Annotated in this window: 17 protein-coding genes; 11 read left to right on the forward strand and 6 right to left on the reverse strand. The window is 67.8% G+C overall.

The window, feature by feature from the left end:
- Nucleotides 1–197 precede the first annotated feature (197 nt).
- The 3 genes from ACFPN9_RS22355 to ACFPN9_RS22365 all read left to right on the forward strand — a co-directional run bounded on the left by ACFPN9_RS22355 (nucleotide 198) and on the right by ACFPN9_RS22365 (nucleotide 4,648).
- Complete coding sequence (locus tag ACFPN9_RS22355; RefSeq protein WP_377817620.1) at nucleotides 198–1,148, forward strand: UDP-glucuronic acid decarboxylase family protein; 951 nt, start codon at nucleotides 198–200, stop codon at nucleotides 1,146–1,148.
- Between the two features lie 42 nt (nucleotides 1,149–1,190).
- The gene (locus tag ACFPN9_RS22360; protein ID WP_377817621.1) at nucleotides 1,191–2,531 is read left to right on the forward strand and encodes a UDP-glucose dehydrogenase family protein; all 1,341 of its coding nucleotides are present in this window, start codon (nucleotides 1,191–1,193) and stop codon (nucleotides 2,529–2,531) included.
- A 77-nt stretch (nucleotides 2,532–2,608) separates the two neighbouring features.
- Nucleotides 2,609–4,648 carry an NAD(+) synthase gene (locus tag ACFPN9_RS22365; protein ID WP_377817622.1) on the forward strand — a complete coding sequence of 680 codons (2,040 nt, stop codon included), beginning with the start codon at nucleotides 2,609–2,611 and terminating at the stop codon, nucleotides 4,646–4,648.
- Between the two features lie 9 nt (nucleotides 4,649–4,657).
- On the opposite strand, the gene ACFPN9_RS22370 is transcribed toward ACFPN9_RS22365, so the two are convergent.
- The 5 genes from ACFPN9_RS22370 to ACFPN9_RS22390 form a co-directional block, all read right to left on the reverse strand.
- Nucleotides 4,658–5,413 (reverse strand): SDR family NAD(P)-dependent oxidoreductase, encoded by a 756-nt coding sequence (locus ACFPN9_RS22370; protein ID WP_377817623.1) that lies wholly within the window; start codon nucleotides 5,411–5,413, stop codon nucleotides 4,658–4,660.
- Nucleotides 5,386–6,426 (reverse strand): ketopantoate reductase family protein, encoded by a 1,041-nt coding sequence (locus tag ACFPN9_RS22375; RefSeq protein WP_377817624.1) that lies wholly within the window; start codon nucleotides 6,424–6,426, stop codon nucleotides 5,386–5,388. Before ACFPN9_RS22375 ends, ACFPN9_RS22370 begins: the two co-directional genes overlap by 28 nt.
- A gap of 160 nt (nucleotides 6,427–6,586) precedes the next feature.
- Nucleotides 6,587–7,534, reverse strand: a complete 948-nt coding sequence (locus ACFPN9_RS22380) for an isoaspartyl peptidase/L-asparaginase family protein (RefSeq protein ID WP_377817625.1) — start codon at nucleotides 7,532–7,534, stop codon at nucleotides 6,587–6,589.
- Between the two features lie 138 nt (nucleotides 7,535–7,672).
- The gene (locus ACFPN9_RS22385; RefSeq protein WP_067997514.1) at nucleotides 7,673–9,262 is read right to left on the reverse strand and encodes an ABC transporter substrate-binding protein; all 1,590 of its coding nucleotides are present in this window, start codon (nucleotides 9,260–9,262) and stop codon (nucleotides 7,673–7,675) included.
- Nucleotides 9,259–9,810: a MarR family winged helix-turn-helix transcriptional regulator gene (locus tag ACFPN9_RS22390; RefSeq protein WP_377817626.1), complete on the reverse strand. Its 552-nt coding sequence runs from the start codon at nucleotides 9,808–9,810 to the stop codon at nucleotides 9,259–9,261. The genes ACFPN9_RS22385 and ACFPN9_RS22390 overlap by 4 nt, the downstream gene beginning before the upstream one ends.
- 153 nt (nucleotides 9,811–9,963) lie before the next feature.
- Between ACFPN9_RS22390 and ACFPN9_RS22395 the strand changes: the two genes are divergently transcribed.
- The 8 genes from ACFPN9_RS22395 to ACFPN9_RS22430 all read left to right on the forward strand — a co-directional run bounded on the left by ACFPN9_RS22395 (nucleotide 9,964) and on the right by ACFPN9_RS22430 (nucleotide 18,475).
- Complete coding sequence (locus tag ACFPN9_RS22395) at nucleotides 9,964–10,665, forward strand: creatininase family protein (protein ID WP_377817627.1); 702 nt, start codon at nucleotides 9,964–9,966, stop codon at nucleotides 10,663–10,665.
- 121 nt (nucleotides 10,666–10,786) lie between these two features.
- A complete protein-coding gene (locus ACFPN9_RS22400; RefSeq protein ID WP_377817628.1) occupies nucleotides 10,787–11,761 on the forward strand; it encodes an ABC transporter permease in 975 nt (324 codons plus the stop codon).
- Complete coding sequence (locus ACFPN9_RS22405) at nucleotides 11,758–12,654, forward strand: ABC transporter permease (protein WP_066724306.1); 897 nt, start codon at nucleotides 11,758–11,760, stop codon at nucleotides 12,652–12,654. Before ACFPN9_RS22400 ends, ACFPN9_RS22405 begins: the two co-directional genes overlap by 4 nt.
- Nucleotides 12,651–14,363, forward strand: a complete 1,713-nt coding sequence (locus tag ACFPN9_RS22410) for a dipeptide ABC transporter ATP-binding protein (protein WP_377817629.1) — start codon at nucleotides 12,651–12,653, stop codon at nucleotides 14,361–14,363. Before ACFPN9_RS22405 ends, ACFPN9_RS22410 begins: the two co-directional genes overlap by 4 nt.
- Nucleotides 14,364–14,472: 109 nt before the next feature.
- The gene (locus ACFPN9_RS22415; RefSeq protein ID WP_377817630.1) at nucleotides 14,473–15,372 is read left to right on the forward strand and encodes a polysaccharide deacetylase family protein; all 900 of its coding nucleotides are present in this window, start codon (nucleotides 14,473–14,475) and stop codon (nucleotides 15,370–15,372) included.
- A 117-nt stretch (nucleotides 15,373–15,489) separates the two neighbouring features.
- Nucleotides 15,490–17,346: an OmpA family protein gene (locus ACFPN9_RS22420; RefSeq protein ID WP_377817631.1), complete on the forward strand. Its 1,857-nt coding sequence runs from the start codon at nucleotides 15,490–15,492 to the stop codon at nucleotides 17,344–17,346.
- A gap of 137 nt (nucleotides 17,347–17,483) precedes the next feature.
- Nucleotides 17,484–17,681 (forward strand): hypothetical protein, encoded by a 198-nt coding sequence (locus ACFPN9_RS22425; protein WP_377817632.1) that lies wholly within the window; start codon nucleotides 17,484–17,486, stop codon nucleotides 17,679–17,681.
- A 50-nt stretch (nucleotides 17,682–17,731) separates the two neighbouring features.
- Nucleotides 17,732–18,475, forward strand: a complete 744-nt coding sequence (locus tag ACFPN9_RS22430) for a M48 family metallopeptidase (protein ID WP_377817633.1) — start codon at nucleotides 17,732–17,734, stop codon at nucleotides 18,473–18,475.
- A gap of 42 nt (nucleotides 18,476–18,517) precedes the next feature.
- Here ACFPN9_RS22430 and ACFPN9_RS22435 read toward each other — a convergent pair whose 3' ends face one another.
- On the reverse strand, nucleotides 18,518–19,027 hold the full coding sequence (locus ACFPN9_RS22435; protein WP_377817634.1) for a GNAT family N-acetyltransferase: 510 nt from the start codon (nucleotides 19,025–19,027) through the stop codon (nucleotides 18,518–18,520).
- Nucleotide 19,028: the final 1 nt, after the last annotated feature.

A 19,028-nucleotide genomic window follows, 5' to 3' on the forward strand; every position in this document is an offset into this window, starting at 1 on the left:
CCTGGGCGATTTCTTATTTGAATTTCAGAAATTGTAATGAAGACATAATCGCTATGGGGTTGTACATAGTAATTAGTGTTTAGATGCTACGTAAATTCAAATGGAGCGAGAATTTTTTGCGCGAGAGGGGTGGAGCTTTACATCGACAAGTCGCGTGACTATGAAGCCGGCGTGATGCGAGCTTCTTAGGGGGCGGAATGCCTGCAAAATCAATCGCGATCGTCGCTGGCGGCGCGGGGTTTCTCGGAAGCCTCGTGTGTGAGCGGCTGCTTGGAGAGGGCAGGTCGGTCGTTTGCCTGGATAATTTGCTGACGGGTCGCGTCGCCAATATCGCGCATATGACAGGCAATCCCGATTTCAGGTTCATCGAGGGCGATGTTAGGTCGGCTCTGCCTGACGGGCCGGCCGACGAGATTTGGAACCTCGCATGCCCTGCCTCGCCCCCGCAGTACCAGGCTGACCCGATCGGAACCATGCTGATCAACGTCGTCGGCATGCAGGCTGTGCTGGAGAAAGCGCGAGTGACTGGAGCGCGCGTTTTCCAAGCGTCGACGAGCGAAGTTTATGGGGATCCGGAAGTTCATCCCCAGATCGAAAGCTACCGCGGCGCCGTGAGCACGATCGGCCCGCGCGCGTGTTATGACGAAGGCAAGCGAGCGGCGGAAACCCTGTGTTTCGACTATGCGCGCATGCATGGGGTTTCGATCAAGGTTGCGCGCATCTTCAACACATACGGGCCCTGCATGGACCCGATGGACGGTCGTGTCGTTTCCAACTTCGTCGTGAATGCGCTTCGCGGCTTGCCATTGCAGCTCTATGGCGACGGCGTGCAGACGCGGTCATTCTGTTATCGCGACGACCTCGTTGAAGGGTTCTTCCGGTTGATGCGGAGCCCTGCCGAGGTGACGGGACCGATCAACCTCGGCAACCCGGGCGAGTTCACGATCCGGGAGCTCGGCGAGTTGGTGCTGTCGATGACGGGATCGAAATCTGTCTTCGTCAACAAGCCCATGCCGGTCGACGATCCCAAGATGCGTCAACCCGATATCTCGCTGGCGCGAGAGCTGTTGGGCTGGGAGCCGAAGATAAGCCTGCGCGAGGGGCTATCACGAACGATTGAGCATTTTATCGAGCGGCTGGCGGCCTAACCGCGGCGTTCTGGCTCGCATTTGGATATCGGGAACTCCACGATGAGCGTTGCAATCACGATGATTGGCACGGGCTATGTCGGCCTGGTTACTGGCGCGTGCTTCGCTGAGATGGGGCACGACGTCATTTGCGTGGATCGCGATGAAGCCAAGGTCGAGCTCCTGCGGCGCAACGTGATGCCGATCTACGAGCCGGGCCTCGCCGAGTTGGTCAGTGCGAATGTCGCCGCGGGCCAGCTCCGCTTCAGCACGGATGTGTCTGCGAGTGTGAAGGGGCGTGACGCCGTGTTCCTTGCCGTCGGTACGCCTTCGGAGACAGGCAGCGGGCGCGCGGATCTGCGGTTCGTATTCAAAGCTGCTTTTGACGTGGCGATGGAGGTGGACAAGCCGACGGTTATCGTCACGAAGTCGACAGTTCCTGTCGGGACGAACCGCAAGCTCGCTAACCTCATGGCCACCGACTTGCAGCCTCGCCATCGCGTGAGCGTCGCCTCCAACCCCGAGTTCATGCGCGAAGGGGCGGCCATTTCCGATTTCATGGAGCCGGATCGCATCGTTTTCGGTTCCGACGATGCGTCGGCGATCGAGGTGCTGGAGCGTATCTACAAGCCGTTGACCGACAAGGGCGCCAAGGCCTTGGTGACCGGGCTTGAGACCGCGGAGCTGATCAAGTACGCAGCCAATGCCTTCCTCGCGGTGAAGGTGACTTTCATCAACGAAATTGCGGATCTTTGCGAAAAGGTTGGCGCTGATGTCGAGGTGCTCGCGACGGGCGTGGGGCTCGACGCGCGCATTGGCAAAGCCTTCCTGAAGGCCGGTCCTGGTTGGGGAGGTTCCTGCTTTCCGAAGGATACGAAGGCCCTGATCGCAACGGCTCAGGATTTCGGTTCCCAAGTTCGGACCGTGGAGTCGGCGGTGTCGGCGAACGATGCGCGCAAGCGTGCGATGGCGGGGCGAATTGCCAGCCTGTGCGGCGGAAACCTGGCAGGCAAGAAGCTCGCCATCTTCGGCTTGACCTTCAAGGGTGGCACGGACGACATGCGCGAAAGCCCCAGCCTTGACATTGTGCCGTTGTTGCAGGCGCTCGGTGCACGTGTCCACGGGCACGATCCCTCCAATCCGCGTAGCTTGAGCACTGATCTGCCGGATTTGATCCACCATGTGGATCCATTGGAAGCCGTCGACGGCGCCGAGGCACTCGTCATCCTGACCGATTGGCCGGAATTCCGGAGCTATGAGATGAGCGCGGTTGCGAAGCGAATGGCGCAGCCGATCCTGATCGATACCCGCAACATGTATGATGGCGCGGCCGTGCTGGCTGCGGGGTTCAAGAGGTATTATCCGATTGGACGCGCACCGGTTATTGCGCCCGCGGATGACTGACGCGATCAATGGCTAGCTCCTGTCCCGAGGCGCTTGGTTGCGGCGTCGATGAGCATGATTAGGGGGTTGGGACTGAGATGGCTTTCCACAACCTCCACAGCCACGGCTTCATCCGCCTCGCCTGCGCCGCGCCGCGCCTTAAGGTAGCCGATCCAGCCTTCAATCTGGACGAGACGTTGCAGCTGCTGCGCCGGGCGGATGAGGGCGGGGCCTCGATCGTGCTGTTCCCCGAACTCGGCCTCAGCGCCTATGCGATCGACGATCTGCTGCTGCAGAGCGCGCTGCTCGAGGCGGTTCTGACGGCGGTAGCGGCACTGGTCGAGGAAAGCCGCAATCTGCGCGCGGTTGCCGTCGTCGGCGCGCCGCTGCGTATCGAGGGACGGCTGTTCAACTGCGCGGTCGCGATCCATCGCGGACGCATTCTCGCCATCGTGCCGAAGACCTATCTGCCGAATTATCGCGAGTTCTACGAGCGTCGCCAGTTCGCCTCGGGCGAGCGCGCGGGCGTCACGTCGATCCGGCTCTGCGGCCAGGAAGTGCCCTTCGGCACCGACATCCTGCTGACCGCGTCCGACGTCCCTGATCTCACGCTCCATATGGAGATCTGCGAGGATGTCTGGATGCCGGTGCCGCCGAGCTCCTTCGCGGCGCTCGCCGGCGCGACGGTGCTGCTGAACCTCTCGGCCTCCAACGTCACCATCGGCAAGTCGGACTGGCGCCACACGCTTTGTAAAGCGCATTCCGGCCGCTGTATCGCGGCCTATGCCTATTCTGCGGCAGGCACCGGCGAATCGACCACCGATCTCGCCTGGGACGGACAGGCCATGATCTACGAGAACGGCGCGTTGCTGGCCGAGACCGAGCGCTTCGCCGCGGAGCCACAGCTGATCCTGGCCGATATCGATCTCGAGCGGCTGGCGCTTGACCGGCTGCGCATGAACACCTTCGGCGACAATGCCGACGCGCTGCGCGACCGGCTCGCTTTCCGCCGCATCGCCTTCGCGCTGGAGCCGGACCGCGAGCGCGATCTCGGCCTGCGCCGCGAGATCGAGCGCTTTCCCTTCGTCCCGTCGGACGATGCCAGGCTGAACGAGCTCTGTTTTGAAGCCTACAACATCCAGTCGCATGGCCTGCGCCAGCGGCTGGCGAGCACCCGCGTCGACAAGATCGTCATCGGCGTCTCCGGCGGGCTCGATTCGACGCAGGCGCTGCTGGTCGCGGCCGACACGATGGATGCGCTCGGACTGCCCCGCGAGAACATCCTCGCCTACACGCTGCCGGCCTTCGCCACGAGTGCGGGCACCAAGACCAATGCATGGCGGCTGATGAAGGCGCTCGGCGTCACCGCCGCCGAGATCGACATGACCCCGGCCTGCCGGCAGATGCTGGTCGATATCGGCCACCCCTTTGCGGAGGGGCATCCGGTCTACGACATCACTTTTGAAAACGTGCAGGCGGGCGCGCGCACCTCGCTGCTGTTCCGCCTCGCCAACAAGAACAACGGCCTCGTGCTCGGCACGGGCGATCTCTCGGAACTGGCGCTGGGCTGGTGCACCTATGGCGTCGGCGACCAGATGTCCCATTACAACGTCAACGGCTCGGTCTCGAAGACGCTGATCCAGCATCTCATTCGCTGGGTCGCCCGCACGGAGCGCTTCGGCGCCGAGGCATCAGCGACGCTGGAGGCCATCCTCGCCACCGAGATCTCGCCTGAGCTGGTGCCGGGGGAGGGCGAGGGACCGAGCCAGAAGACCGAGGATTTCGTCGGCCCCTACGCGCTGCAGGATTTCAACCTGTTCTACACGACACGCTACGGCTTCTGTCCGAGCAAGATCGCCTTCCTCTCGCACCATGCCTGGGCGGATGCGGCGCGCGGCGGCTGGCCGCCGCATATGGAGGCGGCCAAGCAGCTCGCCTACGATCTGCCGACGATCAAGAAATGGCTGACTGTGTTCGTCCGCCGCTTCTTCGAGACCAGCCAGTTCAAGCGCTCGGCCATGCCCAACGGGCCGAAGGTCTCCTCGGGCGGCTCGCTCTCGCCACGCGGCGACTGGCGCGCTCCCAGCGACGCCTCGGGCGCCGCCTGGCTGGCGGATCTGGCGCGCATTCCGGATTGAGGGTCGGTCTCAGGACCGCCCGCCATCCACCGACAGCACCTGCCCGGTGATCCAGCCCGCCTGCTCGCTCAGGAAGAACAGGCTGGCGGCCGCGATGTCGGCGGGCGTGCCGAGGCGGCGGGTGTGGATGCCCTCGATCAGCCGCTTCTGGCCTTCGGGCCCATAGCTCTCCCATTGCCGCTCGGTCGCGGGGTTGGAGCGCACGAAGCCGGGCGCCACCGAATTCACCGTGATGCCATGCGGCCCGAACTCCCAGGCAAGCTGCTTGGTCAGCCCGACCAGCGCATGCTTGGCGGAGGAATAGGCCTGGATGCCGGTCAGGCTCGGCCGCAGGCCCGCGCCCGAGGAGATCGTGACGATCCGCCCATGGCCGGAGGCCTTCATCGCCGGGGCCGCCGCCTGCGCCAGGAAGAAGGCGGAATCGACATTGGCCGCGAAGATCACCCGCCAGTCGGCTTCCGAGATCGCCTCGATCGGACGCCCGACCTGGCCGCGCACGCCTCCCGCCGCATGGACCAGAAGCTCCAGCCGGCCGCTTTGCGCGACGATGTCGGCGACGAGCTTGGCCGCGGCCTCGGCCGAGCCGAGATCGACCGCATGGGGAACGGCGCCGATCGCGGCCGCCGTGGCCGCGACGCCCTCGACGTCGATGTCGGCGAGATGGACGGTGGCGCCGGCCTCGACCAGGGCGGTGGCGATGGCGCGCCCGATGCCCTGGGCGGCGCCGGTGACGAGGGCTACGCGGTCGTCAAAACGGATTTGCATCGGTCGATCAGCACTTTCAGGGTCTCGAAGGATTGCGGCCGCTGGCCGTCCTCGATGTCGTGGATCAGGGTCACCAGCGTCTCGACCGCCGGCGTCGGCACGCCGGCCTCGCGCCCGAGCGCGGCGATGATGCCGATCTGCGGATCGACCTCGGTCTTGCGCTTGCGCACCGCGAGGTCGCGCCAGATGCCGGAATGGGTCTTGGCGGTCTTGGAGGTGTAGTCGGCGAGCCAGGCGATGGTCTCGATCTGCGGATATTCCGGCTGGCCCGGCGCGAACACCATCGGGTCGAACTCGCCGAAGCCCAGCGTCTTGACGCCGCGCGCCGCCGCCACCGCCGCGACCTCCTGGCCGAGCGCCAGCCAGACCACGAGGCGCTCCGGATCGGCGAAGTTCGCCGACATCGAATCGCCCGTCAGCGCGGTGCCGAACAGCATCGCGCCATAGGAGAGCTTGCCCCAGAGATAGCCCCAGATATTGGTCGTCAGGATCGACTTCTGCTCGAAGACGAGCAGCAGCTTGTGCATCTCGATCGCGCGCGGCGTGATCTGCCCGTCGATCTCGCCGACGACGACGGCCCCTTCATTGCCGTAGAGAATCTCGCCCGGCCCATGCCAGTCGGCACCGAAATTGACGAAGCAGCCCATCGTCCGCCCCGCTCCGACGACGGCCGCGATGGCGATCTCGTTCAGGCCGTTCTGAGCCGAGAGGACGTAACCGTCCGGCGCGAGATGGGGCTCTAGCGCCGCGACCGCCTCGTCGGTGGCGCCGGCCTTCACGGCGAGCACGATGCGCTTGTAGGTCCCGGTCAGCTCGGCCGGGGTGACGGCGGGGATGACCTGCGTGAAAGTGTCGATCGGCCCCGTGATCGAAAGCCCTGTCGTCCGGCAGGCCTCGACATGATCGGGCACGATATCGACCAGCAGCACGGGGATGCCGGCGCGGGCCCAGTAGGCGCCGAGCGTCCCGCCGATCGCGCCGGCGCCCCAGATCAGGATCGGTTCGGTGGTCATGGGACATTATCCTCCGCTGTCATCCCGGGCGCAGCGCAGCGGAGACCCGGGATCCATGCCGGAACGTTAATTCGGACAGGCTCCGGAATGGATCCCGGATCAGCGCTGCTGCGCAGCTTGTCCGGGATGACCGGGAAAGGGTGGGGCAGCGGGCCAGCCATCACGCCTGACCCGCAATCTCGACATCCGTATGGGTCGCGACATGGACGGTCCCGTCCGGCGTCACCCAGCCGCGATACATGCCCTGCGTATTGTAGGGCGCGACGATGGTTCCTTGAGCGTCGATCGCCACCAGCCCGGCGCCGATCTTATGCGTCGTGAGTTCGCCGAGCACGGTGGCGCTCGCCTCCTCGAGGTCGAGACCCTTGTAGCCGATCAGCGAGGCCAGCTCGTGGCCGACGCAGTAGCGGATGAAGAACTCGCCTTTGCCGGTGCCCGAGACCGCGCAACGCCCGTCGCGAGCATAGGTGCCCGCGCCGATGATCGGGGAATCGCCGACGCGGCCGACCGGCTTGTTGGTGTAGCCACCGGTCGAGGTCGCCGCCGCCAGATGCCCGGCCGCATCGAGCGCGACGGCGCCGACGGTGCCGTGCTTCTCGGCCTCGCTCGCCTCGCCGGCGGTGCCGACCAGTTCGCGGATCTTCATCGAGGACAGGTTCTTGCGGCGCCGCTCGGTCGAGAAATGCCCGTTCTCGACCGTGTCGAGCCCCTCATGGGCGGCAAAGGTATCGGCCGCGGGGCCGACCAGCAGCAGCGGGTCGCCGCGCTGCATCAGCGCCTTGGCGGCGCTGACCGGATTGCGGATGCGCTTGGCGGCGGCGACCGCGCCGGCCGCGAGCGTCGCCCCGTCCATGATCGAGGCATCGAGCTCGTGCTCGCCCTCGGCGTTGAAGGCGGCACCGTAGCCGGCGTTGAAATGCGGCGAATCCTCCATCACCCGCACGGCTGCCTCGACGGCATCGACCGCCGTGCCGCCCTGGCTGAGAATGGCCCAGCCGGCCCGCAGCGAGGCGGCGAGATCGGCCCGGGCCTCGGCCCATTCCGCCTCGCTCATTTCGGATTTCGGCAGCGTGCCGCAGCCGCCATGGATTGCGAGGGCGATGGTCATGACGGGTCTTTCTGGAACGGCGCGAGAACCGGGCCCGTCATGCTCGCCCTTGTGGCGAGCATCCACGTCTGCGCCAAGCGCGATGCGCGGAGGCGTGGATGGTCGGGACGAGCCCGACCATGACGGCAGTGGCTCGCCTCACTTCTTGGCGGGCTTGATGTCCATCGCCAGCGTGTCCTCGTCGACGCGCGGGGCGATCGTCACCTTGTCCTTCTGCATCGCCCAGGCCGAGCCGACCGCGACGATCGGCAGGCGCGGCCGGTCCTTGGCGACGATGGCGTTGGCCTGCGCGAGCAGGTCGTTGCGCTTGGCCTCGTCGAGCTCGACCGAAGCGTCCTGGATCAGCTTGTCGAGATCGGGGTTCTTGTAGCCGAGCACGTTGAAGGCGCCGAGCTTCTTGGCCGGGTCGTTGGAATGGACCACCGAGGACAGCGTGTAGTTCGCCTCGCCGGTCAGCGTGCCCCAGCCGGACATGGCGAGCGAGAACTCGCCGCGCGTCCGGGCCGGGAAGAAGACGGCCGCCGTCTGGGCATTGGCGGTGACGTCGAGGCCGATGCGCGCCAGCATCTGCGCCACCGAGGTGCCGACCTGGCGGTCACCCGGCAGGCGGTCATTGGTGAAGGAGAAGGTGGTCTTGAAGCCGTTCGGGTAGCCGGCCTCCTCGAGCAGCTTCTTGGCGCGGGCGAGATCGACCTTCAGCGGCGGCAGGCTCTTGTTGAAGCCGGCGATGCTGGAGGTGACGAGCTGGTTCACCGGCGCGCCGAGGCCTTCCATCGCGATCTCGACGAGCGCCGGCCGGTCGATGGCTAGATCGATCGCCTCGCGCACGCGGGGGTCCTGCAGCGGGTTCTTCGGCAGGGGTGAGCCGTCCTTGGCGCTGACCTGCGGGGACTTGTCCCGCATGTCGATTTCCATGTTGAAGACATAGACCGTGTCGATCGTGGCGACCGAGAGCTTCGGGTCGCGCTTCAGCGTCGCGACGTCGGAGGCCGGCGCGCGCACGATGATATCGACCTGGCCGGCTTTCAGCTGGGCGACACGGGCGGCGTCATTGGGCAGCTCCTTGCGCACGACGCGCGCCCAGGGCTCCTTCGGGCCCCAGTAGCCGTCGAAGCGCTCCAGCACGAGCTGGTCCTTCGGCGTCCAGGACACGAACTTGTAGGGGCCGGTGCCGATCGCGGCCTTGCCGGAGTTGAAGGTCTCGTTGGCATTGTCCTTGGTCAGGCCGGCGGCGGCCTTGGACGAGACGATGAACAGGCGGATGAAGTCGTTGGGCAGGTTCGGCGCCGGCCCGTCGGTGACGATGTGGACCGTCAGCGGGTCGATGATCTTCACCTCCTTGACGCGGCGCGTGTAGATCGTCGTCGGATTGGGGCCCGAGACGACCGGGATGCGCTCGATCGAGAACTTGACGTCCTCGGCGGTGAAGTCCGAACCGTCATGGAATTTGACGCCTGAGCGCAGCTTGAACTCCCAGGTGTCGGGCTTGATCGCCTTCCAGCTGGTGGCGAGGCGCGGCTCGATCTGCAGCTTGTCGCCCGACCAGGTCAGCGTGTCGAAGATGTGCTTCAGCGACTCCGCATGGGTGCCGGTCGCGGTGAAATGCGGGTCGATCGAATCCGGGCCGGCGCGGACGCCGATGGTCAGGTTCTGCGCGAGCGCGGCCGTCGAGACCGAGGCCCCGAGCACCAGGGCCAGGGCGGCGACGCGGGCGATATGGATGTTCATGATGCGGTTCCCTCTTTTTCGAGATCGTTGGGCCAGGTCGGTGAGGCGATCACCAGCTTGTCCATGAGTTCGCAGAGCTGGCGCTGCTCGGCGTCGGTCAGCGCAGACAGCATCGCCGTCTGTTGCTGGATCATCAGCGGCATCGTCTCCTCGAAGATCGCGCGGCCCGGTCCCGTCAGATAGAGCACGAAGCTGCGCAGATCCTCCGGGTCGGTCTCCCGCCGCAGCAGGCGCCGCTGCAGCAGCCGCTGGATCGCGCGGCTGAGCGTATTCTTGGGCAGGCCGGAGGAGGCGACGATGTTCTTGGCGGCGACCCCGTCGCGCAGACCGACGGCATAGAGCGCCACGAATTCCGGGCGCACGAGGCCGTAACGGGTCTCGATCCAGCGATAGACGGGGTCGTTGAAGCGGAACGCAACGAAGTTGAGCCGGAAGGACAGCCAGCAGGGATTGTCCCAGAGCTTGGTCACCGTCAGCGGGTCGAGCTCGCTCAGCGCCTTCTCGCGCGCCGTGCCGACCTGCGAAACAGCCGTCGGCGCACGCCGCATGGCCACCTCCCCACCACTTAGTTCCAAATGGAACTTGACGCTGTCCGACGCCAGAGTCAAGGATGAGAAAGACGAGGATGGTGGAGCCTTGTCGCGCGGGCAACGCGATTCTTGCGGGGCGCGGCGCAAAGACGCTGAAGCAAGGACCGGGCCGTGCGTGTCGCCGAAATGAACTGGATGCAGATCGAGGCGCAGGCGCAGCGCGACGATCGCTGCGTACTGCCGCTGGGTTGCGTCGAGCAGCACGCCTATCTCAGCCTCGCGACGGACGCGATCCTCGCCGAGCGCGTAGCGGGCGAAGCGGCCGAGCCGCTCGGCCTGCCGGTCTTCCCGGTGCTGGCCTATGGCATGACGCCTGGCTTTGCCGCCTATCCCGGCACCGTCTCCCTGCGCATGAGCACCTATGTCGCGGTGATGGAGGATTTGCTGGAGGGCTTCTATCGCTCCGGCTTCCGCCGCATCGTTCTCGTCAATGGCCATGGCGGCAATTCGCCGATCATGACGCTGGCGACCGAGTGGATGGGAAAGCATGCCGACGCCAGCGTGCGGCTGCACAACTGGTGGGCGGGGCCGCGCTTCCAGGCAGCGGTCCGCGAGGTCGACCCGGCCGCTTCCCACGCGTCCTGGATGGAGAACTTCCCTTGGACGCGGCTTGAGGGCGTCGCCATGCCTGATGCCGTCAAGCCGCCCTTCGACGCCCCGGCCTATCAGGCCGCCTCGCCGCCGAAAAAACGCGAGATCCTCGGCGACGGCAATTTTCACGGCCGCTACCAGCGCTCCGACAACGAGATGCTCGCCCTCTGGCAGGTCGGCGTCGAGGAGACGCGCGCCGCGATGGTGGAGAGCTGGCCGTGAGCGCCATCACGTCATTGCGAGCGCAGCGAAGCAACCCACGCAACGTCGAGCGAGCCCTTCTGGATTGCTTCGCTGCGCTCGCAATGACGAATAGCTTCGGCCCTCACGTGGCTGTCGCGCCATGCTAGCCCATATCCTCGGCAGGCTGGGGCAGGCGCTCGTCGTCATGCTCGTGATGTCGGCGCTGGTCTTCGTCGGTGTCTACGCCATCGGCAACCCGATCGACGTGCTGATCGGCCCCGATGTCAGCCAGGACATCCGGCTGGAGACGATCGCGCGCTACGGTCTCGATCAGCCGCTTTACGTCCAGTACTTCACCTTCCTCGGACGGATCCTGCAGGGCGATTTCGGCCGCTCTTTCGTCTTCGGCATGCCGGTGCTCGACCTCATCCTGTCGCGTCTGCCGGCGACGCTGGAGCTGACGCTGGCGGCCGTCGTCGGCGCGGCCCTGATCGGCATTCCCGCCGGCATCTATGCCGGCTATCGACCGGACGGCTTCGCCGCCAAGGCGATCATGACGATCTCGATCCTCGGCTTCTCGGTGCCGACCTTCTGGATCGGCCTCGTCCTGATCATGGCCTTCGCGGTCGAGCTGCAATGGCTGCCGGCCGGCGGGCGCGGCGCGACCCTTCCGCTTTTCGGCGTCGAGTGGAGCTTCCTCACCGCCAACGGCCTGAGCCATCTCCTGTTGCCGGCGTGCAATCTGGCCTTCTTCAAGCTCGCGCTGATGACCCGTCTCGCCCGCGCCGGCACCCGCGAGGCGATGCTGTCGGACACGGTGAAATTCGCCCGCGCCGCCGGCCTGTCCGAATGGACGGTGCTGCGCCGGCATGTGCTGCGGCTGATCGCGATCCCGCTCGTCACCGTCTTCGGGCTCGAATTCGCCTCGACGCTGGCCTTCGCCGTCGTCACCGAGACGATCTTCTCCTGGCCCGGCATCGGCAAGCTGATCATCGACTCGATTACCTCGCTCGATCGGCCGGTGATGGTCGCCTATCTGATGCTGGTCTCCTTCGTCTTCATCATGATCAACTTCCTCGTCGATCTCGCCTATGTCGGGCTCGATCCGCGGCTGCGCCGGGCGGGCTCGCGATGAAACAGCCGCTTCCCGCCAGAGAGATTTCACCGGTCGCGCGCTTCTGGGCCGAGTTCCGGGAGAGCAAGGTCGCGGTCGCGGCGCTCGTCGTCGTGCTGCTGATGCTCGGCGTCGCGATCTTCGCGCCGCTGGTCGCTCCGCAGAACCCTTATGATCTCGCCAATCTCGTGCTGATGGATGCGCGCCGGCCGCCGGGCTATGTCGGCTCGGCCGGCTACACCCATATCCTCGGCACCGATGCGCAGGGGCGCGACCTGTTCTCGGCCATCCTCTACGGTCTGCGCATCTCGCTCCAGATGGGGCTGATCGCCGGTTCGCTCGCCTTCGTGATCGGTGTGGCGCTGGGCGTCGGCGCCGCCTATCTCGGCGGGCGCTGGGAAGCCTTCATCATGCGCGTCGTCGATCTCCAGCTCGCCTTCCCGGCGATCCTGCTGGCGCTCGTCCTCTCGGCCCTGCTCGGCCAGGGCAAGATGCAGCTGATCGCGGCCCTCGCCGCCGCACAATACGCCTATTTCGCCCGCACCGCCCATGGCGCGGCCTCCGCCGAGCGCGGCAAAGACTATGTCGAGGCGGTGCTCTCGACGCCGCTGCCGGCCTGGCGCGTGGTGGTGAAGCACATTTTCCCGAACTGCCTGCCGCCGCTGATCGTGGTCGCGACCGTGCAGGTGGCGAGCGCCATCGCGCTGGAGGCGACGCTCTCCTTCCTCGGCGTCGGGCTCCCCGTGACCGAGCCCTCGCTCGGCATGCTGATCTCCAACGGCTTCCAGTACATGCTGTCGGGCCGCTACTGGATCTCGATCTATCCCGGCATCGCCCTGATCGTGCTGATCGTCGCCATCAACCTCGTCGGCGACCGCATCCGCGACCAGGTCAATCCGAGGCTGAAGCGATGAGCGACGCCCAGCAGCCTCCTCTCCTCGAAGTCACAGACCTCGCCACCCATTTCCACGCCCGTGCCGGCGTGGTGAAGGCGGTCGACGGCGTCTCCTTCAGCCTGAAGCGCGGCGAGGTCATGGGCCTCGTCGGCGAATCCGGCTCGGGCAAGAGCATCACCGGCTTCTCGATCATCGGCCTGCTCGATCCGCAGGGGCGCATCGAGCGCGGCTCGGTCAGGCTGGAGGGGCGCGAACTCGTCGGCCTGCCGGCGGACGAGCTGCGCGCCATCCGAGGCAAGGCGATCTCGATGGTCTTCCAGGACCCGATGATGACGCTGAACCCGATGCTCACCATCGGCGACCAGATCGGGCTCGCGCTGGAGGCGCATGAATCCGTCTCGGGGGCGGAGCGCCGCCGGCGCGGCATCGCCGCGCTCGCCCAGGTCCGCATTCCCGAGCCCGAAGCCAAGATCGACTTCTATCCGCACCAGTTCTCCGGCGGCATGCGCCAGCGCGTCGCCATCGCGATCGCGCTGCTGCACCGGCCGCGGCTGATCATCTGCGACGAGCCGACGACGGCGCTCGACGTGTCGATCCAGGCCGAGATCCTGGCGGAGATGAAGGAGCTGGTCGCCGAACTCGGCACCGCGCTGATCTGGATCAGCCACGACCTCGCGACCGTCGCCTCGATCGCCGACCATGTCTGCGTGATGCGCTACGGCAAGATCGTCGAGGCGGGGCCCGTGCTCCAGGTCCTGACCCGGCCGCAGCACCCCTATACGCAGGGCCTGCTCGACTCGCTGCCCTCGCGCGCCAAGCCCGGCACGCTGCTGGCACGCGGCGCCGGCACCGATGCCGCGCCGCCGCCCCGCCTGCCGCGCCAGGCCGAGACCGGCCGCCGCGCCGCCGACCTGCCCTCTATCGTCGCGGAAGGGGTCGCCAAGCGCTTCCAGCGCAAATCCGGTATCCTGCGCCTGCTTGCCCAGAAGGCCGGCTTCGCCCGTCCGCTGCCGGCGGTGCAGGCGGTGGATCATGTCACGCTCTCGATCGCCCGTGGCGAGGCGCTGGGCCTCGTCGGCGAATCTGGCAGCGGCAAGTCGACGCTCGGCCGGATCGTCGCCGGCATCTATGCGCCCGACAGCGGCCGTATCCTGCTCGACGGCGAGCCGGTGATGAGCGACGGCGAGCGCCCGCACAAGATCACCACCCGCATCCAGACGATCTTCCAGGACCCCTTCGCCTCGCTGAACCCGCGCATGCGGATCGGCGACAGCATCGCCGAGGGGCCGCTCGCCCACGGTCTGATCTCCCGCGCCGAGGCCGGTACCTATGTCGCGCAATGGCTCGCCGCGGTCGGGCTCGATCCCGCCTTCGCCGCGCGTTACCCGCACCAGTTCTCGGGCGGCCAGCGCCAGCGCGTCGCCATCGCCCGGGCCCTCGCCATGCAGCCCGATGTCGTGGTCTGCGACGAGCCGGTCGCCTCGCTCGACGTCTCGATCCAGGCGCAGATCATCAATCTGCTGCTGCGGCTGCGGCAGGAGCTTGGCCTGACGCTGCTCTTCATTTCCCACGACCTCTCGGTCGTCCGCCATCTCTGCGACCGCGTCGCGATCATGCATCGCGGCAGGATCGTCGAGAGCGGCGCGGCCGGCGAGGTCTACGACAACCCGCGCGACCCCTACACGCAGCGCCTGCTGGCGGCGGTGCCGGTGCTGCCGGTGGCGTGACGCTCTTCCGTCATTCTCGGGCGAAGCGCAGCGCAGACCCGAGAATCTCCGGCCAGAGATGCTCGGGTCGAGCCCGAGCATGACGTGCCTCGACAAAAGGAGAGACCCCATGTCCGAACCCGAACTCCTGCCCTGGCAGTGGCCCGAGGAAACCTGGCGCGCCAAGGTCGAGCGCGTGCGCGCCGGCCGCAACCTGAAGCCGGCTCAGTGGAAGGGCGGGGCGCGCTGCGTGGTCGCGCTCTCCTTCGACGTCGATCACGAGACCAATGAACTGCGCGACGGCGGCAAGTCGGTCGGGCGGCTGTCCTGGGGGCAATACGGCAACCGCGTCGGCATGCCCCGCATCCTCGAACTGATGAAGAAGGAGGACATCCAGGCGACCTTCTTCGTGCCCGCCGTCACCGCGCTGCTCTATCCCGACGAGCAGCGCCGCGTCATCGCCGAGGGCCACGAGATCGGCCTGCATGGCTGGATCCACGAGGTCAACACGGCGGTTCCGCCGGACGCCGAGCGCGAACTGCATCTGCGCTCCGCCGACACGCTGGAGAAGATCACCGGCGTCCGCCCGGTCGGCATGCGCACCCCCTCCTGGGACTTCTCCGAGGTGACGCTGTCGGTCGAGCGCGAACTCGGCCTGCTCTACGATTCCTCGCTCTTCGCCGATGACGACCCCTACGAGATCATCGAGAAGGGCGAGCCGACCGGCATGGTCGAACTGCCGGTCGAATGGATCCGCGACGACGCGGTCTATTTCAACATGAACCGCTTCCAGGCCCTACGGCCCTACACGCCGCCCGAGGCCGTCTTCGACATCTTCCGGCGCGAATTCGACCGCGCCTATGAGGAGGGCGGGCTCTTCCTTCTGACGATGCACCCGCATGTCATCACCTATCGCTCGCGCATCTGGATCCTCGAGAAGCTGATCGCCCACATCAAGGAGATGCCGGGTGTCTGGTTCGCCAGCCATGCCGAAATCGCCGCCTTCGTGAAGGAGCAGGCCGGCATCTGAGGGAGGAGACGGCCCGGTCTGCGCGGAACCGGGCCAGATTTCCGCCGTTTTTGGTTCAGGACGGGTTCAGCGCATCCGGCGCGTTCTCGCTCGCAGTCGAAAACGGAAACGGATTTCATGACGCGTACCAAGCACTGGCTTCTGGTCGGCACCATCCTCCCCGCCCTCGTTCTGTCGCAGGCCGGCGGAGGCATCGCCGCCGCTCCGGGCGGCTTCCCCGAACTCGCCCAGGCGCCGCCGCCGGCCGACGCCCCCGAGGGTCCGCCGCGTCGCGAGCGGGCGCCCGGCGTGCCGCGCGCTCCGGGGGGCCCGGTCGCTCCGGGGGCGGAAGGCCCCGCGGCGCCGCGCGGGCCTGGCGCGCCTCCCGCCGCCCAGCGGCCGAACGCCCCGCAGGCTCCCAGCGCCGCCCCGCCGGCTGCGCCCCGCGCCCCGGCTCCGGCCGAGGCGTCGCCGGAACCGCGACGCGACCCGCCGATGCCCCGCCCGGCGCCGCAGATCACCGCCCCGCCCGCCGGCCAGCCCAGTGCGCGCCCAGTCCCGGTGCCGCCCGCCGACGCCGAACCGGCCGTCCGGCCGACGCCGCCGCGCCCGCCCGCAGCGGCCCCGGAGCGTCGCGCTCCGGCCGAGCGCCCGTCTTCCGAGGAGCGTCGCGCACCCGAGACACCGGCTGCGCCGCCAAACCGCGCCGCGCCGGCGCCCGCTGCCCCGGCCCCCTCGGCGGTTCCGAGCGCGCCGACGCCGCCGACGCCGCCTGTCGCACCGCAGAGCCGCACGGCTCCGGCCCAGCCCTCTGTGGCCCCGCCCGCAACGGCTCCAGCCCCGGCCCCCGCGCCAGCGCCGGCTCCCGCGCCGCAGGCGACCCCCTCCGCGCCGCCGCCCGCTCCGGCTGCGCCGCCACCGGCTCCGGCTGCGCCAACGCTGCGTGACGGCCAGACCCAAGCCACCCCGCCGGCTGCGCCATCCGCGCCGGGGCAGGCCACCGATCAACGCCAGGGTCGCCGCGGCGGCATCGGGCCCGGTGGCGCGGCGGCTATTGGGTTAGGCGCCGGTGTCCTTGGCGGCATCATGGCGACGCAGGGCGCCGAGCGGCTGGAAGATGTCCGCGGCCGCCGCGAGGAGCGGCGCGAGGGTGACGTCACCATCATCCGCGAGCCCGGCCGCACCATCATTCGCGACGACGACCGCACGATCATCCGCCGCGATGAGACGCAACGCTTCCGGGAACTCGGGCTGGAGGCCCGCACCGAGCGGCGCGGCGACGAGAACCGCACGATCTTCGAGCGGCCCGACGGCACCCGCATCGTCACCGTCACCGACGAGGAGGGCCGGCTGATCCGCCGCACGCGGCTCGACCGTGACGGCCGGGAGGTCGTCATCATCGACAACACCCGCCGCGACCGGCCGCGCGACCGTTTCTCGGACGAGATCGTGGTGCTGGAGCGCCCGGCCCTGCGCATCCCGCGCGAGCGCTACATCGTCGACGCAGAGCGGGCGGACGAGGATCTGATCTACGAGACGATCGTCGCGCCGCCGCTGGCGCCGCTGCCGCGTCGCTACACCCTCGACGAGGTGCGCTACTCGCCGGATCTGCGCGCCCAGATGCGCAGCGTCGACATCGACAGTGTCACCTTCGAGACCGGCTCCTGGGACGTCGCGCCGGGTCAGGCGCAGCGGCTCTCGGTCATCGCCGACTCGATCCGCCGGGCGCTGCAACGCTCGCCCAACGAGGTCTTCCTGGTCGAGGGGCATACCGATGCCGTCGGCTCCGACATCGACAATCTCTCGCTGTCGGACCGCCGCGCCCAATCGGTCGCCGAGATCCTGACCAAGGATTTCGGCGTGCCGCCCGAGAACCTGACGACGCAGGGCTATGGCGAGCAGTATCTCAAGGTGAACACGCAGGAGGCCGCGCGCGAGAACCGTCGCGTCACCCTGCGGCGGATCACCCCGCTGCTGGCGGGGCAGGGCAACTGACCACCGCAGCCGTTACGCTCGCTACGGAAGGCCGCCACGAGGCGGCCTTCTCATTTGGAAGAGTCCCGCATTCGCGCCCTCGCATTCACGAAGGCTCAACCCACCGGGCCTATCACCGGAGCAAGGGAGGATCCCCGATGAGCGACTCCATGGCCATCGCGCAGAGCTTTGCCGCCATGCAGGCGGCCTCGACGCAGCAGGCGCTGCGGACCGAGATGCTGCGCCAGCAGACCCAGGGCGACCAGGCGATCGTCGCCCTGCTGCAGCAGAGCGCCGAGCAGATGCAGGCGGTGCTCCCCGCCGGCCAGGGCCAGACTGTCGACATCACCGCCTGAGGCCCGCGCCCCCTTCCGGAACGGCCGCGAATCCCGCACAATCGCGGGCGATGCGGCTCTCCCTCTTCAAGCGCAAGCCCGATCCGGAGCGGATCGAGGTCTCCCATGCCGGGGTGCTCTATCCCGTGCAGATCAAGCGGCGGGCGAGCGCGCGGCGGATGACGCTGCGCGTCTCGCAGGCCAGCGGCGAGATCACGCTGACCTTGCCAGAGCGGGCCGATTTCGCCGCGGGCCGGCTCTTCGCCGAGAACCATGGCGGCTGGATCGCCGCGCGCCTCGCCAAGCGGCCCCAGCTCACTCCCTTCGAACCGGGCCGGACGATTCCGTTCCGCGGCACGCCGCACCGCATCGTCCACTGGTCGAAGGCGCGTGGCCTGACCCGCGCCACGACCGACCAGGACGGCGCGCCGATCCTCGCCGTCGCCGGCGAGAGCGCCCATGTGCCGCGCCGCATCAGAGATTTCCTGCGCCGCGCCGCTCTGGAGGACCTCGAGGCGGCGGTCGCCCGCCACACCGCCGCGCTCGGCATCCCCGCCCGCCGGATCACCATCCGCGATACCACCAGCCGCTGGGGCTCCTGCTCCTCGCAGGGGCACCTGAATTTCTCCTGGCGGCTGATCCTGGCTCCGCCGCTGGTGCTGGACTATCTCGCCGCCCATGAGGTCGCCCATCTCAAGGAGATGAACCATTCGCACCGCTTCTGGGCGCTGACCCACAAGCTCTGCCCGCGGACGGAGGAGGCGGAGGCCTGGCTCAAGCGCCACGGCGCCGGGCTGCATGCCTATGGTGCGTGAACCCCGCGTGTTTGGCGTCCGTGCCGCGATCGGGCTCGCGCGTTAAGCGCCCTCGTCGCGCAGCGACAGGGCGATGTCCTGCAGGGACCGAAACAGCATCAGCGGGTCGCCGGGCGAGGCGATGAAGCCGCGCCGGAGCCAGAAGCGCTGCGCCTCATCATCGATTGCCCGCACCAGCAGCGCCCGGCCGCCGATCAGGCCGGAGACCTGGACACAGCGTTCCAGCGCGTGCACGACGAGCCCCGTGCCGATCCCGCGTCCGATCCAGCGACGGTCCGTCGCGAGTTGGCCCAGCAACAGGCAGGGAATCGGATCAGGCGGCTGGCCGGTCCGGATCGAGCGCGGCAGCGCGCTCGGCGTGATCGCCGTCGGCGCGAGCCCGTAATAGGCGATCACGCGGTTGTCGGCCTGAACCACCATGACGGCGGTGAAGCCCTTGCGATGGTTCGAGAGCGCCCGCTGCTTCAGCCACAGGTCGAGGGCGGGCTGGCCGGAATCGAAGGCCGAGAGGTCATGGGCCTCGGTCAGCGGCTCCGGCGGCGAGATCGTCACG

Source organism: Allobosea massiliensis (assembly GCF_042655245.1).
GTDB lineage: Bacteria > Pseudomonadota > Alphaproteobacteria > Rhizobiales > Beijerinckiaceae > Allobosea > Allobosea massiliensis.

What these genes read in the sequence shown, in the direction of transcription:
- ACFPN9_RS22425 (WP_377817632.1), top strand. Translation starts at nt 17,484, where the DNA reads ATGAGCGACTCCATGGCCATCGCGCAGAGCTTTGCCGCCATGCAGGCG.
- ACFPN9_RS22385 (WP_067997514.1), bottom strand. Translation starts at nt 9,262, where the DNA reads ATGAACATCCATATCGCCCGCGTCGCCGCCCTGGCCCTGGTGCTCGGG.
- ACFPN9_RS22390 (WP_377817626.1), bottom strand. Translation starts at nt 9,810, where the DNA reads ATGCGGCGTGCGCCGACGGCTGTTTCGCAGGTCGGCACGGCGCGCGAG.
- ACFPN9_RS22430 (WP_377817633.1), top strand. Translation starts at nt 17,732, where the DNA reads ATGCGGCTCTCCCTCTTCAAGCGCAAGCCCGATCCGGAGCGGATCGAG.
- ACFPN9_RS22415 (WP_377817630.1), top strand. Translation starts at nt 14,473, where the DNA reads ATGTCCGAACCCGAACTCCTGCCCTGGCAGTGGCCCGAGGAAACCTGG.
- ACFPN9_RS22355 (WP_377817620.1), top strand. Translation starts at nt 198, where the DNA reads ATGCCTGCAAAATCAATCGCGATCGTCGCTGGCGGCGCGGGGTTTCTC.
- ACFPN9_RS22365 (WP_377817622.1), top strand. Translation starts at nt 2,609, where the DNA reads ATGGCTTTCCACAACCTCCACAGCCACGGCTTCATCCGCCTCGCCTGC.
- ACFPN9_RS22380 (WP_377817625.1), bottom strand. Translation starts at nt 7,534, where the DNA reads ATGACCATCGCCCTCGCAATCCATGGCGGCTGCGGCACGCTGCCGAAA.
- ACFPN9_RS22360 (WP_377817621.1), top strand. Translation starts at nt 1,191, where the DNA reads ATGAGCGTTGCAATCACGATGATTGGCACGGGCTATGTCGGCCTGGTT.
- ACFPN9_RS22400 (WP_377817628.1), top strand. Translation starts at nt 10,787, where the DNA reads ATGCTAGCCCATATCCTCGGCAGGCTGGGGCAGGCGCTCGTCGTCATG.
- ACFPN9_RS22370 (WP_377817623.1), bottom strand. Translation starts at nt 5,413, where the DNA reads ATGCAAATCCGTTTTGACGACCGCGTAGCCCTCGTCACCGGCGCCGCC.
- ACFPN9_RS22410 (WP_377817629.1), top strand. Translation starts at nt 12,651, where the DNA reads ATGAGCGACGCCCAGCAGCCTCCTCTCCTCGAAGTCACAGACCTCGCC.
- ACFPN9_RS22375 (WP_377817624.1), bottom strand. Translation starts at nt 6,426, where the DNA reads ATGACCACCGAACCGATCCTGATCTGGGGCGCCGGCGCGATCGGCGGG.
- ACFPN9_RS22420 (WP_377817631.1), top strand. Translation starts at nt 15,490, where the DNA reads ATGACGCGTACCAAGCACTGGCTTCTGGTCGGCACCATCCTCCCCGCC.
- ACFPN9_RS22405 (WP_066724306.1), top strand. Translation starts at nt 11,758, where the DNA reads ATGAAACAGCCGCTTCCCGCCAGAGAGATTTCACCGGTCGCGCGCTTC.